Here is a 13,970-nt window from a genome sequence, read left to right on the forward strand (position 1 = left end):
GCGGCTCAGGCGAGCTTGGCCGACAGGGTGATGGTCGTACCGGTGAGCGCCTGGCTGACCGGGCAGTTCTTCTTGGCGTCCTCGGCGGCGGCGGCGAACGCGTCGTCGTCGAGACCGGGGACGGTGCCCTCCACGGTCAGGTGGATGCCGGTGATGCCCTCTCCCGGCTGGAAGGTGACGTCGGCGGACGTGACGAGCTTGGTGGGCGGGGTACCGGCACCGGCCAGGCCGTGCGAGAGCGCCATGGAGAAGCAGCTGGAGTGGGCGGCGGCGATCAGCTCCTCCGGGCTGGTCTTGCCGTTCGCCTGCTCGGCGCGCGAGGGCCACGACACCGGCTGCTGGCCGATGCCGGAGGAGTCGAAGGTCACGACCCCGTTGCCCTCGAGCAGGTTGCCTTCCCAGACGGTGTGTGCGGAGCGCGTGGTTGCCACGACGAATCCTTTCGAACTGTGACGGTGGAGACAGCGGGCGGTTCCGTTGACGGATGCCTGGCACCCATCCGATCACACCCGGCGTCGATCCACCCACCGGACAGGGCGGCCACCGCCGGGCGCGTCGCCGGGGCTTCGCCCGTTTCGGCCGGATATCACAGCCGGGCATCGCTGCCCTCGGAAGTCCTGACGCGCGACATGGTGAAGCCATACAGTCCATACATGCTCGAACTCTTCCAAGTCCTCGGGGGCATAGCGGGATTTGGCGGCGTCGCGCTCGGTGTGCTGTACCTGCTCTACCGGGACTTCGTGCGCGACATCATCCGCAACAAGATGTTCCGTGCGCTCACCGCGACCCAGGCGACCGCCCTCTTCGGCGCTGTCATCGTGCTCACCTTCACCGTCGCGATCCTCGGCATCTTCGCCACGCTCGCCGAGAGCAAGAGCGTCCAGCAGTTCGTCGTGCTCGTCGGCATGCTCCTGGTGTTCCTGCTGGCCGTGCTGTTCATCGCGGCCCGGGTGGCCACCGGCAGCTCCCGCCGGGCACCGCGTGCCGCCGGGACGACCGGTGTCGAGCGGTCGCTCACCACCGTGCGCAGACATGTGGAGCGGGACGAGCCGGAGCCGGCGGAGCGTGCGCTGGAGGCGTCCCGTCTGGACCGGGAGTCGGAGGAGTTCTGGTACTGGAAGGCCCGGATCGCCCTCGCCCGCGGAAACCGGCAGGGGGCCGCCCGCTATGCCGACGAGGCACTGGGCCTGGACGCCCGCAGCCCGCACGCCCTCGCCCTGAAGATCATGCTTCTGCTGCTCGGCAACGATCCGGCGCAGCGGGACCGGGCGGTGCGGCTGGCCGGGGAGAGTACCGGGCTGAGCGCCGAACTCGACACGTGGTTGCGGCGGTTGCGGGCCGAGAACATGTTCGACGGCGGGATGCGCACGCGGACCGGTTTCGAGGCGCGCTGTCCGCTTCCCACAAGAACGACGGAGGGTGTGCATGCCGACTGAACCGAACGCCGCGGCGAGCGCGGAGACGGTCCTGTACGTGGGGCCGCTCGCCGGTGACGGCACCGGCGAGGCATGGGAGAGGAGGTTCCGGCGGCAGTCCCGGTGGTCAGGGTCACCGGCCCCGGTGATCGCCCGGACACCCGAGGAGGTCGACGCGTTCGTCGCGAACCGGCCCGGCGCTGTCGTCCTGGTCCATCCCGGCGACCGGGCCCCGGCACCGTCGCCGCCGGACGGCGAGGTCCTGTCCAACTTCCTGCGGGCCCGGGGCGTGCTGGTGATGTGCGGCACGGGCGCGGGAGGGACCGCGCCCGTGCCGGGGCCGCCGCTGCCGGGCCCGGCGCTGCTGCTCACCCGGTTACCGTCGGCACCGGGGCGCGGATGGTTGTCCCGTCACCGTCACAGTGGGCGGGAGGCGCAGTGCCGGGCGTTCGCGGAAGCCCGCGGTCTGTCGGCCGCCCCCACCCTGACGACGGCTCCCGATCCGTTGTACGCGCCGCCGGACGGGTTCACCGTCGTGATCCATCCCGACGTCACGACTCCGCCCCCGGGAAGTCCCGACGAACCCCTGTGGCACTGGTTGCGGCAGGGGCTGGTGATCCGGCCGTGGCCCACGGCGCCCGAGGCCGCCCGGCGTTTCTCTGCCGGACTTCGAGGCGAGTCCTCGGACACCGGGCTGTCGGACCGGTTGTTGCCGAGGGGCCGCCGGGCCGCCCAGAATCCGCCCCCGCAAGGCGCAGGGGATGCTCACGCCGCGCCCGTCGAGGACCGCTGCCTGCCCTTCGACGGCGACAGCGAGCCCACCTATTTCTCCGACTCCTACAGAGCCCAGGCCGCGCCGCCGCCCAGCTACGCCGGCCCGCGGCCCTCCTATGACTCGGCACCGCTCCCCGACTTCCTCCGGCCGGACGCCGACTTCATGCTGCCGCCCCCCTCGATGCCCGCTTCCGCCGGGTGGCCGGCCGGTCCCCCCGGCCGTCCCCACACCCCCCGCGACATCTCCCGCCCCCTCCCCCACGACGGCCTCTACGTGCGCCGCAACAACGCCTTCGGCACCCGTTCCGCGCTCGGGGTGAAGGAACTCATCGAGCAGGGCGTGATCGTCGGGCAGGAGCACATCAGGTTCGACGACTTCGTGGTGTCCCGGGACGGGCAGGTTCCCGGACCGCGGAGCGGGGAGGCCATCGCCGTCAGTCATGGACTCACCGCGGTGACGGGTGAGTTCAAGGCGCACGAGGCGACGACCCACTTCGTGGAGATCGCCCTCAAGGCCGGCCCGACGCCCGCGGACCCTGCTCTCGCCTCCGCACCGCTGCCCGTCAACTTCGTCTTCGTCGTGGACACCAGCGGTTCGATGCAGGGCGAGAAGCTCGACACCGTCAAATCGTCGCTGCACACGATCTACGGACAGCTGCGTCCCACCGACTGCCTGGGCATCATCACCTTCGACCACCGGGTGCGCACCGTCCTGCCCGCGGCCACCAAGGAGGAACTGGAGCGGTCGGGGAACTTCGCGTCGGTCGTCTCCGGACTGGAAGCGGGCGGCGGCACGGACATCAACCTCGGGGTGCAGTACGGCATCGACGAGATCGGCCGCAACGCGGTGAGCGGGCGCACCGTCAACTGCCTGTATCTCCTGTCCGACGGCTCCCCGAACTCCGGCGAACGGGACTGGGTCAACATCCGCAGGAACATCGGGGCCCGGGTGCGCAGCGGCCTCACCGTGTCGTGCTTCGGCTTCGGCTCCGACGCGCGCATGCCCGAACTGTCGGCGCTCGCCGGGGTGGCCGGCGGGCACTCGACCTTCGTCACCCGGCCCGAGCAGGTCAAGGCCGATCTGCTGGAGGACCTCGGCCGACGCGACCACCTGGCCGCCGTCGACATCCAGCTCCGGCTGGACATCGACCCGGCGGTGGAGATCCGGCACGTGTACGGGCACGACCCGGTCACCGACCCGAGAGCCCGGGCAGAGGTGTTCCAGCAGGCGCGGCAGGCCGCCGAGCGAGCCCGCAGCGACTACGGCGCCGACGCCCTGCCCGACATCATCACCGCCGAGAAGGGCATGCGGATCTTCGCACCCGACCTCGCCTTCGAGGAGACCTACTGGGTGGTCCTGGAGGTACGGGTGCCGACCGGCCGGGAGCCGTCCGCGCTGGGGACGGCGACCGTGCAGTACGTGGACACCCTGGCCCGTGAGAGCCGTCGGCACGAGTTCGACCTGGCGCGGGACACCTCCCTCGCCCCGGAGACGGTCCTGGTGCACGGCATCGGACTGTGGACGAGCGAGGTGACCTTCCACGCGCTGGACGACCTGTACGAACGGGACAAGGAAGCGGCCAAGCGCCGCCTGGAGCGCCACCTGAAGGCGCTGGAGGCCGCACACGCCCACCATCCGGCCCCGGAGTTCCGCGACGACCGGGTCACCCTCAGCAAATTCATGTCGCTGGCCGACTCCCTGGGCACCATGGTGTCCTTCACCGACTCCCCCGGAGGCGGCTTCGGCGGTCCCGCGGTCCAGCTGATGAACGACTTCGGACGGGTCCGCTCCGGACACTGGGCACGCCACTGACCAGACCGGTGCGACGGGTCGCTCACCGCACCCGGAACACCGGCCCCCGCGCGGTGAACGGCAGTCGACGACCCTGCGGGATCAGGTACGCGTGCTCGCGCCGTACCCGCAGTACGTCGCACCAGCCGTCGGTGATGACGAGCAGCGGCGCGCCCGGCGGGAAGTCGTCGGCGCGGTGCAGCAGGTCGATGCCGGGCTGCAGGACCGTACCGCCGCGGCCGTGCACCCGGACCCGGCCGGCGATCTCGGTGACCGGCAGATAGCCCGCGTCGTGCGCGGCCGCGTCGCAGAACACGACCCGGGCGGCCGGGACGTCGCGGGCCTCGGCGTACGAGGCGATGGCGCCGAGCGCCTTGCCGAGCAGGGTGCGGTCCATGGAGCCGGAGGTGTCCAGGACGACGCCGAAGGTGCAGCGGGCGATCTCCTCGGGCGGGAAATAGCGGCCGGCGCGCGGGATGTCGGGGGTGGAGGCCTGTCGGCGCGCGGGACGGGCGTAGGTCCGCACCGGCTCGGGGCGCGGCACGAACTCGTCGAACCAGCGGGCCAGTCGGGCGTCCCAGGGCAGCGGCGGGTGGCTGAGGGCGCGGATCTCCTCCACCAACCCGCCGGGCAGGAAGCCGCGTTCCTGCCGCTGGTGCAGTTCGAGGCCCTGGGCGAGACCGCGCCGGTAGAAGCCGTCGAGGTCGACGTAGTCGCAGGGCGGGCCGAGCGGGGCGCCGAGAATGTCGCCGAGGCCCTTGCCGCGCAGGGTGGCCAGCCGTCGCATCCGGCGCAGGTCCACGGTGATGCGGTCGTAGACCTCCTCCGCGGACAGGCCCGCCAAGTCGGCGTCGTACAGCAGCCCTTCGGGCATCGTGCCGACCTGCATCTCGCGCAGCCAGCCGTTGATGACGTAGTCGCAGGCGACGTTGAAGAGGTAGGGGTCACGGGTGCCGCAGCGGTCGCCGTGGCGCAGGGCGGCGTGCAGCATCTCGTGGGCGAGGACGAACCGCCACTCCTCGTCCTCGTAGCGGCGCAGCGGGTTGATGTAGATCTCGCCCGCCTCCGCGTTCACGGCGGCGATCGAGATGCCGTGCGCGCGGGCGAGTTCGGCGTCGGCGACGAGCTTGATGCCGGCCGCGAGGCCGCCGAGCAGCGGGTAGGACGAGACGAACCAGCTCAGCGCCCGCTCCCAGGGACGCAGGGGGGTCACCTCGCCGTGGAGGGAAGAGCGGCGGCCGCCCGCCATGTCCATCGCGGCGGACACCGTCCGGGTCAGGGCGGTGGCGAAGGCCAGCGGCCAGTCCGGCATCCGGCGCCCGGACCAGGTCCACCGCACGAGCACCTGGTCGGCGGCCGTCCCCGCGGTGCCGCAGTGCTCGTAGGCGGCCGGCAGCCCGGTGCGCCGCCAGCGGGCGGCGAGCTGCTCCTCGTCACCGCCCGGGTACGACGACGGCAGCTCGTCGGGGGCGCGGCCGACCGGAAACGTCAGCAGAAAACGGTTCACGACCATGCAGCGCGCGGCGAGGTCGTACCGGTCGGGCTGGGCTCGCTCGCTCGGGGCCGCCGGGAGGTGTCCGAAGCCGAGGTGGAGGGCGGCGTGCGCGAGGGACCAGGCCCACAGGTCGGGGTCGGCGAGCCGGGTCGGGTGGGCGTGCAGGGTGCCGTTGGAGTCCGCGCGGACCAGTCCGTCGCGGGGAGCCATGGTGCACTCCTCGCGGCGGCAGGTGTCGAAGTCGACGGCGGCGAGCGCCGGGTTGCCGCGCAGCGCCAGCCTTCCGGACTCGAACGCCTCCGCGGCGAGGTCCCGCTTCTTCTTGTCGCGGTCCTCCCGTTTCACCGGCGTGCCTCCACCAGGCGGGGCATGTCCCGGGCCGCCTCGACCAGGAACCAGGCGGGCAGCACCGGGTTGCCGTCGGCGTCGGAGGCGATGACGGTCTGGGCGACCTCGACGGATATCTCGGCGAGCTGCACGAGCAGCGACTTGGCGCGGTACGCGGTCTGCCGGCCCTTCGCCGACATGTGCTCCCGGACGGCGGGGAGTTCCTTGACGAGCCGGCCGCGGAACGAGTCGGCGAGGTAGTAGAGCAGGTCACGGTCCTCGACCCGGCGCGGCCAGGGGGCCTCGCCCTTGAGGATGGCCTCGATGCCGTACCGGCTGCGCACGATCTTGACGTAGCCGCGGAAGGCGGTGGCGTGCGCGGGCGTCAGCGTGCCGTGCGCCAGCACCGTGAGGGTGTCCTCGTCGAGGTCGGGCCCGAAGGAGTGCAGCGCGTCGGAGAGCATGTGCCAGGAACGGGGGGTGGAAAACGGTTCCTCGGTTTTCGGCGGCTTGGACCACAGGTGGTCGGGCCGGTCGGTGAGGTGGTCGAGGATCCAGGGGTGGATGTCGTTGTTCGCGGCCCACGTCAGCCAGTCCTTCGCGGACGCCTCGAGGTGCACATGGGTGAGGCGGTTGACGAGTGCGGAGGCGATGGGCCGGGCGAGCGCGTTGTCCGTGGCCCGGTTCCCGGCGCCGATGACGATCGAGCCCTTGGGGAGCTCGTAGTTGCCGATCCGCCGGTCGAGGATGAGGGAGTAGAACGCCTTCTGGACATCGGGCGTGGCCGCGTTCAGCTCGTCCAGGAACAGACAGTACGGCTCGTCACGGGCGATGGCCTCCGGCGGACAGAACACCGAGCGCCCGTCCCGGATCTGGGGGACGCCGATCAGGTCCTCGGGCGCGAGCTGTGTACCGAGCAGACTCACGCACTCCAGCCCCAGCGACTCGGCGAAGTCCCGGACCAGCGAGGACTTTCCGATACCGGGTGCGCCCCAGAGGAACACCGGCCGCACGGTGGCGAGACCCAGGAGCAGTTCGGGGATACGGGAAGGCGTGACAGTGACGGCAGCCTGCAAGACAGAGGCTCCTCGAGGGATGCGGAAGGGGCGCGAGCGCGCGGGATCCGGACGACCGGACCGGTACGGACAGTGTGTGCGTACGGCTCCTTCGGCGCAGCCCAATTTCAGGCGGCGCGCTCCTCCGGTGCCGTCTCGAGCGGTATCTGGGGCCCGTTGGACTCGCGCAGCCAGCGGCGCAGGACGCGGTGCACGTGCTCCGCGCCGATCAGCTCCTCGTCGTCCTCGACGGGGGCGGACAGCGCGAGCGGGGACAGCAGGAACGGTCTGGCCTGCGCGCCGCCGAGGCCGCCGTGGGAGCCGATCTGCTCCTCGAAGGCGAGGACCTCGCCGTCGGCCGGGTCGTGGAAGGAGTTGACCATGATGTCGGCGGTGTGCGGGAAGGAGTGGGTGCGGCGCACGGCGTCGGCGGCTCCGGGCCCGAAGGCGGCCAGCGGGCCGGGCGTCCGGTCGAGTTGGTCCAGCGGTATCTCCGCGCCGTACGCGCCGAGGACGACCCCGCCGTGCTCCTCGCTGCGGACGAGGAGGAAGCCGATGCCGGGGTGGTTGGCGAGGGTGGTGAGCAGCGCGGGGTGGCGGGCGTCGATTTCCTCCTTGCTCATCCGGTGGGGCACGTCCGGGAACGAGATCAGGCCGAGGTTGCCCGAGGCCAGCACGATCGGTTCCGAGCGGCGGCCGGTCGGGCGGTGGCGTTCGCCGCTCTCCTCGACGGGCCGGCGCAGCGCCGCGCGGACGGCCGCCCGGGCCTCGGCGCCGCTGTGGGTGCGTTCGGCCTTGCGCGGCACGGCCAGCCCGCAGCCGGCCCGCACCAGGTTGCCGAGGGTGAGGCCGTAGCGGGCGCGGAACGTTTCGCCGGGGCTCTGGCCGTGGTCGGACAGGACGACGATCCGATAGGGGCGCGGTGCGTGCTCGGCCACGTTCTCGATCAGCGCGAGCGCCCGGTCGAGGCGGCCGAGGACCTGCTCGGTGTCCCGGCCGAGCGGCCCGGAGTGGTGCGCGACCTCGTCGTACGCCACCAGGTCGGCGTAGACGGCGGTGCGGCCGGCGAGCATGTCGCCCATCACGGCGGCCACCACGACGTCACGTTCGACGACGGTCGCGAAGGCGCGGACGAGCGGGTAGAGGCCGCCGCGTCCGACGCGTGGGCGCTCCTGGCGCAGCCGGGCGCGGGTGGACTGGCCGCTCTCGCGGCCGACCTCGGCGACGAACGACAGCGCGGTGCGCACGGCGTTGGCCGGGTCGGAGAAGTAGGCGAAGTAGCCGGACCGGGACCGCGTCTCCCGGCTGCGCCGACGGGTGGCGATGGACAGCACGAGGGCCTGCTCGTCCGCGCCGCCGCTGAAGAGGTTGCCGCGGCTCGCGCCGTCGGCGGACAGCAGTCCGCCGTCACCGGTGCGCTCGACCGCGCGGCGCTGGAGTTCGGCGGCGCTGGTGGGACGGTTGCAGACCATCACCTCCCCGGTGTCCTTCTCGTACCAGCGGAAGGCGGGCACGTCGTGGTTGCTGCCGTGCAGGATGCCGAGCTGGCTCGCGCCGGTCTGGCTGGACCAGTCGGTGTGCCACCGGGTGAGCCGGTGGCTGGCGCGCGGGGCGCCGCTGCCCGCGCGGCCCTGCCCGCGGCCCTGTTGCGGGGCGCTGCCCAGCCATCCGGCGACGGTCGGCATCAGCCCCTTGCGCACCGCCGCGGCCAGCACGTCGTGGCCGACGCCGTCGAGCTGGAGGAAAACGGTGCCGGGCGTGGCGGGGCAGGCGGCGCCGCCTCTTCGGCGGCGGTCGGCGAGCCGGTACAGGCGGCGGCGGTAGGCGTCGTCGTCGCGTACGGCCAGCGCGCCGCCCGTCGCGGAGGCGACGGCGGACATCACGGCGGCGACGATCACGGCGGTCTCCGGGGCGGCCTCGCTCTGCCCGGAGGGGTTCAGGCGCAGGGCGAGCAGCAGCAGCGAGCCGTTGAGGAAGAACACCAGCAGGCCGAGGACCAGCGCCGGTACGAGCAGCAGCAGGCGCACCAGCAGGGGCCAGGCCAGGGCCGACAGCACACCGAACACCCCGGCGCCGACGGCGGCGGTCATGGCGATGGTGGTGGCGCTGGCGCCGTCGGCGGACTGGAGGCGGAAGTCGGGCAGGATCCCCGCGAGCACCAGCATCGTGAGCGTGGAGACGCCCCACACCGCGACGCTCCGCCCGGCCTGACTGACGGCCCGCCGCCACCGCACCCCACGCACGCCCCGTACACCTCACGTTCCGGCCCCGACGCCCGGGGGCCGCCCTCCACCCTGTCATATCGCGGTGACAGGCACCCCGCGGCTACCGCCCGTCGTAGCCGGCCGTCGGCATCGACAGCCGCCGGTGCACCCGGGCCTTCATCTGCGCGTCGTAGGCGGGCTCGGCGCTGCCGACGGTCTCCACCCGTACACCGCGCCGCGCGCACTCCGCGGAGAACTCCTCCACGGACGACAGCGCGCTCTCCAGCACCCGGCGGCTGGGCGCCACGAACAGGTCGACGCCGGCCCGGATGCCGTCCCACAGCACGCAGTGGTCGGCGCGCAGCCCGCGGACCAGCAGTTCCCGGCTGACGACGTAGCCGCGCTCGGCGGCCCACCGCGCGCACATCGCGTGCTGGCTGCGGGAGTCCACCAGGAAGGGATCGGCGTCCAGTTCCTCCAGCGGCGTCAGACTCGCGATCGCCGTGACCCGCACCGGTCCCATGGCGTCCCCCTCACCTCCGGGTTTCGCCGCCGACCCTACTCCTGCCCGTAGGCTTCGGGGGAGTCGCGCGAAGGAGGCAAAGAGGTGGCGGTGGAGATCACGTGGTGGGGGCACGCCACCTGCACGGTCGAGGATTCGGACGTACGTGTGCTCACCGATCCCCTGTTCGCGCGCCGTCTCGCGCATCTGCGCCGCCGCCGGGGCGCGCCGCCCCCGCCCGGCGCCTGGCGCGCGGACGTGGCGCTCGTCTCCCACCTGCACGCCGACCATCTGCATGTGCCCTCGCTTGCGCGCCTTGCGCCGGGCACGCGCCTGCTGGTGCCCCGGGGCGCGCCGCGCGCCGTCCCCGGGCTGCGCCGGCTGCGGCATCTGCGGCTGAGCGAGATGGCGCCCGGGGACGAGACCACCGTCGGCGACGTGCGGATACGGGCCGTGCCCGCGCGCCACGACGGGCGGCGGCTGCCGGTCGGACGGCACCACTCCCCCGCGCTCGGGTACGTCGTCGAGGGCGAGGCCCGGACGTACTTCGCCGGGGACACCGGCCTGTTCGAGGACATGGCCAAGGAGGTCGGGCCGGTCGACGTGGCGCTGCTCCCGGTGGGCGGCTGGGGGCCGTATCTCGGCGAGGGGCACCTGGACGCGGGGCGCGCGGCCGAGGCACTGGTCCGGCTGGCGCCGCGCACCGCGGTGCCGGTGCACTACGGCACCTACTGGCCGATCGGCATGGACGCCGTGCGCCCCCATGAATTCCATGCTCCCGGCGAGGAGTTCGTACGGCTCGCGGCGGAACGCGCGCCGGACGTCGTGGTGCACCGGCTCGGGCACGGCGAGAGCGTGCGCCCGGAGGTCTCCCGGTGAAGTGGTGGCTCGCCGCGACCGTGACGGTCGTGCCGACGGAGGCCACGCAGCAGGCCCTCGGCTATCCGTCGTTGTTCCTGCTGGTGCTGATCGGGGCGCTGGTGCCGGTGGTGCCGACGGGGGCGCTGGTGAGTACGGCGGCGGCGGTCGCCGTCCATCAGACGGTGCCGTTCGCGCTGGCGATGGTGTTCCTGACGGCGTCGCTCGCGGCGTTCTGCGGGGACGCGGCGCTGTACTGGCTGGGGCGGCGCGGGATGCGGTCGAAGAACGGCTCGCGCTGGCTGGAGGCGATCCGCTCGCGGGCTCCCGAGGAACGGCTCGAGCAGGCGCAGGACAAGCTCGCCCACCACGGCACGGCCGTACTGGTGCTGTCCCGGCTGGTGCCGGCGGGCCGGATACCGGTGATGCTGGCCTGTCTGATGGCGGAGTGGCCGCTGCGCCGCTTCGCGCGGGGCAATCTCCCGGCGTGTCTGGCCTGGGCGGTGACCTACCAGCTGATCGGGATCCTCGGCGGCTCGCTGTTCCCCGAGCCCTGGGAGGGCGTGGTCGCGGCGGTCGCGCTGACCGTGGTGATCAGCGCGGCCCCGAGCCTGTGGCGCCGGGCCCGGGGAACCAGGGCCGCGTAGTCCGGGACCCCTGCCGTCCGGCGCCCGTGCCGGTACGCCAGCCGCGGTGCACCGGGCCGGTGTCACACCGGTACGCATGCCGCACCGGTACGTGCTCCACCGCGGCACCCGAGGTGCTCCCGTACGCGCGCCACCCTGGTACCCGTACGACTTCGGTACCCGAGCAGCCCGAGTGCCCGTACGGCTCGGATGCCCGCGTCACTCCGGTACCTGTACGACTCCGGTACCTGTACGACTCCGGTACCTGTACGACTCCGGTACCCGCGTCACTCCAGTACCCGTGCGCCTCCCACCGGCAGGTCCCACAGGTCGTCCCGGTCCAGCCCCGCCTTCTCCCAGGCCGCACGCACGCGTGTGAGGGGCTCGAGGACGGGCTCGGCGGACAGCACGAACGTGCCCCAGTGCATCGGGGCCATCCGCCGCGCCCCGAGGTCGAGGGTGGCGCGGACCGCCTCCTCCGGGTCGCAGTGGACGTCGCTGAGCCACCAGCGGGGGTCGTAGGCGCCGATGGGCAGCAGGGCGAGGTCGATGCCCGGGTAGTGCTGTCCGATCCGGGAGAACCAGTGGCCGTAGCCGGTGTCACCGGCGAAGTAGACACGCAGGCCGTCGGGGGCGGTGAGCACCCAGCCGCCCCAGAGGGAGTGGCAGGTGTCGGTGAGGGACCGCTTGGACCAGTGGTGGGACGGCACGAAGTCGAAGCGCACGCCGGAGAGTTCGGCCGCCTCCCACCAGTCCAGCTCGGTGACCCGGGTGAACCGGCGGCGCAGGAACCAGCGTCCGAGCCCGGCCGGCACGAACACGGGTGTGTCGCGCGGGAGCCGGCGCAGCGTGGGGGCGTCGAGATGGTCGTAGTGGTTGTGGCTGATGACGACGGCGTCGACGCGCGGGAGCGCCTCCCAGGGGACGCCGACGGGAGTGATCCGGGCCGGGGTGCCGAGGATGCGGCGGGACCAGACCGGGTCGGTCAGGACGGTGAGGCCGCCGACGCTCACCACCCAACTGGCGTGACCCGCCCAGGAGACGGCGACGGTACGGGCGTCCACCCGGGGCAGCGGGGCGGGTGCGAAGGGCAGCCGGGGAACGTCGGCGAGGCCGTCCCGGCCGGGCCGCACGGAACCCTCGCGGGCGAACCGGGCGAAGGCCTTGAGGTTGGGCAGGGGTGAGGTCAGCCGGTCGTGGAAGGTCCGCGGCCACACCCGCCGCTCTCCCAGGGGGCGGGGCGCGGCGAGCGGCGGGGCGGGGGGCGCGAGCGGGGCCAGGGGGGCCGGGGCGTCGGCGTCCTCGGTGGTCACCGTGCCGGTGGTGGTCGACTCGGACTGCTGCGTCATCGAGGAGGCTCCCATCGCTGAGCGTCGTCACGGAGATCGTCGAAGACCGACCTCAAGAGCATCAACGCGCGTTGCACGTGTGGCAGTTCCAACGGTGCGGGTGACGTGAGGCATTCCGTGCGCTGCGCGTCCGTACCGTCCAGCAGCATGCCGGTGGACAGCCGGACGCGCAGCGCGCCGAGCTCGTCCCCGAAGCGGTGTCCGCCCGGCGCGGGCATCCCGAGCCGGGCGGCGAGGAAGTCCTCCAGGTCCTGTGCGTCGCCGACGCCGTGCGCGGCGAGCGCGGTGCGCAGCGGGCCCAGATCGACGTACAGGTGACGGCCGGCCCGGGGCGGGAGGGCGAGGCCGCCCGCGGCGACCACGGTGGCGTACACGGCGTCCGCCACGCGCGCGTGCAGGCGTACGGCGGCGGCGACGCGCGCGGTGACCGGCTCGGGCTCGGTCAGGGCGTACGCGGCCGCCGCGGCGACCGGAGCGGCCACGCGCGCGCCGAGCGCGGTCAGGACGTCGAGCACCCGCGCGTGCAGGTCGTCGCCGACGGCCGAGGCGGGGAACCGGGCGACGGCCGCCGGCCAGCCGGTGGGCAGCAGCGCACCGGCGAGGTCGCTGACGACGGTGACCTGCTCGGGCAGCATCTCGGCGGGGCTGACCAGCACGGTGTCGTGCGGGGCGTGCAGCGTGTCGCGCCAGGTCTCGTCGCTGATCAGGTGCAGGCCCTCGCCCGCGGCGGCCTCCACCGCCTCGTGCAGCACCTCGGGCGGCGCCACGGTCCCGGTGGGGTCGTCGGCGACGGACAGCACCAGCAGCCGCGGGTCGCCGCCCTCGGCGCGCACCCGGCGCACGGTCTCCAGCAGGGCGTAGGGGTCCGGGACGCCGCCGCACTCGGCCGGTGTCGCCACGTGGAAGACGGGTCTCCCCAACAGGCGGGCGTACGGCGCCCACCAGGCCGCGCAGGGCCGGGGCACCAGGACATCGCCGCCCAGGGCTGCGGTCAGCGCGAGCAGCAGGGTCGGGGCGCCGGGCCCGGCCACGACGCGTCCCGGCTCGGCGGGGGTCCCACGCCGCTCCCAGTAGCCGTGGGCGGCGTCGAGCAGGGCGGGGCCGCCGCCGACCGGCTCGGCGTCGGCGCGGCCGGCGGCCCGGGCGAGCACCGAGACGAGTTCCGGCAGCACCGGCAGGCCGTCCAGGGGCAGTGGCGGGCCGTAGCGGACGGGCCCGTGGTCCTCCAGTGCCGTCCGCCGCATGCCGTCCTCCGCGCAGTCCGTCCCTGATGCCCTGCCTGGCACTGGTGTCCCGCCTGGTCCTGGTGCCGCGCCTGGTCCTGGTGCCGCGCCGGGTGTGGCGCCGCGCCCGGTGCGGTGCCCGCCGCGCTGTGCCGTACCCGGCCGCCGGGCGTCGTCGTGGGCCGGGCGGGGCGTCGCGTCCCGTGCGGGGCCCGGCGGCCCTGCGGGGCCGGGCGCTCGTACGGGGCCGGTCGTGCCCCTGGGCTCTGAGTACCCCGTGGGACCGCACCCCATGGCCGTCCGGCACGTTGCGCCGGTCACAGCCCGGGCCGGACCGGCTCTCCGGCGGG

At 73.6% G+C, this 13,970-nt stretch carries 11 protein-coding genes; 4 read left to right on the forward strand and 7 right to left on the reverse strand.

From position 1 onward, the window contains the following. Positions 1 to 5 precede the first annotated feature (5 nt). On the reverse strand, positions 6 to 431 hold the full coding sequence (locus OG933_RS09780) for an OsmC family peroxiredoxin (RefSeq protein WP_020125610.1): 426 nt from the start codon (positions 429 to 431) through the stop codon (positions 6 to 8). Between the two features lie 222 nt (positions 432 to 653). Between OG933_RS09780 and OG933_RS09785 the strand changes: the two genes are divergently transcribed. Continuing rightward, positions 654 to 1,436, forward strand: coding sequence for a tetratricopeptide repeat protein (locus OG933_RS09785; RefSeq protein WP_405626546.1), 783 nt, complete (start codon positions 654 to 656; stop codon positions 1,434 to 1,436). After that, the gene (locus OG933_RS09790; RefSeq protein WP_405626548.1) at positions 1,426 to 4,002 is read left to right on the forward strand and encodes a VWA domain-containing protein; all 2,577 of its coding nucleotides are present in this window, start codon (positions 1,426 to 1,428) and stop codon (positions 4,000 to 4,002) included. Before OG933_RS09785 ends, OG933_RS09790 begins: the two co-directional genes overlap by 11 nt. Before the next feature lie 22 nt (positions 4,003 to 4,024). On the opposite strand, the gene OG933_RS09795 is transcribed toward OG933_RS09790, so the two are convergent. The 4 genes from OG933_RS09795 to OG933_RS09810 all read right to left on the reverse strand — a co-directional run bounded on the left by OG933_RS09795 (position 4,025) and on the right by OG933_RS09810 (position 9,585). Next, positions 4,025 to 5,821, reverse strand: coding sequence for a DUF2201 family putative metallopeptidase (locus tag OG933_RS09795; RefSeq protein ID WP_405626550.1), 1,797 nt, complete (start codon positions 5,819 to 5,821; stop codon positions 4,025 to 4,027). Further along, the gene (locus OG933_RS09800) at positions 5,818 to 6,879 is read right to left on the reverse strand and encodes a MoxR family ATPase (RefSeq protein ID WP_362522971.1); all 1,062 of its coding nucleotides are present in this window, start codon (positions 6,877 to 6,879) and stop codon (positions 5,818 to 5,820) included. The genes OG933_RS09795 and OG933_RS09800 overlap by 4 nt, the downstream gene beginning before the upstream one ends. Positions 6,880 to 6,986: 107 nt before the next feature. Continuing rightward, positions 6,987 to 9,101 (reverse strand): phage holin family protein, encoded by a 2,115-nt coding sequence (locus tag OG933_RS09805; RefSeq protein ID WP_405626551.1) that lies wholly within the window; start codon positions 9,099 to 9,101, stop codon positions 6,987 to 6,989. Positions 9,102 to 9,183: 82 nt separating this feature from the next. After that, positions 9,184 to 9,585 carry a hypothetical protein gene (locus tag OG933_RS09810; protein WP_020125604.1) on the reverse strand — a complete coding sequence of 134 codons (402 nt, stop codon included), beginning with the start codon at positions 9,583 to 9,585 and terminating at the stop codon, positions 9,184 to 9,186. 84 nt (positions 9,586 to 9,669) lie between these two features. On the opposite strand from OG933_RS09810, the gene OG933_RS09815 reads away from it, so the two are divergent. Then, positions 9,670 to 10,443 (forward strand): MBL fold metallo-hydrolase, encoded by a 774-nt coding sequence (locus OG933_RS09815; RefSeq protein WP_405626553.1) that lies wholly within the window; start codon positions 9,670 to 9,672, stop codon positions 10,441 to 10,443. Beyond that, a complete protein-coding gene (locus OG933_RS09820) occupies positions 10,440 to 11,069 on the forward strand; it encodes a DedA family protein (RefSeq protein ID WP_054241583.1) in 630 nt (209 codons plus the stop codon). The genes OG933_RS09815 and OG933_RS09820 overlap by 4 nt, the downstream gene beginning before the upstream one ends. A gap of 266 nt (positions 11,070 to 11,335) precedes the next feature. Here the strand turns inward: OG933_RS09820 and OG933_RS09825 are convergent, their stop codons facing one another. Together OG933_RS09825 and OG933_RS09830 are read right to left on the reverse strand one after the other, a co-directional pair. Continuing rightward, positions 11,336 to 12,397 (reverse strand): MBL fold metallo-hydrolase, encoded by a 1,062-nt coding sequence (locus tag OG933_RS09825; protein ID WP_362522977.1) that lies wholly within the window; start codon positions 12,395 to 12,397, stop codon positions 11,336 to 11,338. After that, positions 12,394 to 13,641, reverse strand: a complete 1,248-nt coding sequence (locus OG933_RS09830) for an aminotransferase class I/II-fold pyridoxal phosphate-dependent enzyme (RefSeq protein ID WP_405626555.1) — start codon at positions 13,639 to 13,641, stop codon at positions 12,394 to 12,396. The genes OG933_RS09825 and OG933_RS09830 overlap by 4 nt, the downstream gene beginning before the upstream one ends. Between the last annotated feature and the right edge of the window lie 329 nt (positions 13,642 to 13,970).

It is taken from the genome of Streptomyces sp. NBC_00016, assembly GCF_045040885.1.
GTDB classification, from domain to species: domain Bacteria; phylum Actinomycetota; class Actinomycetes; order Streptomycetales; family Streptomycetaceae; genus Streptomyces; species Streptomyces coriariae.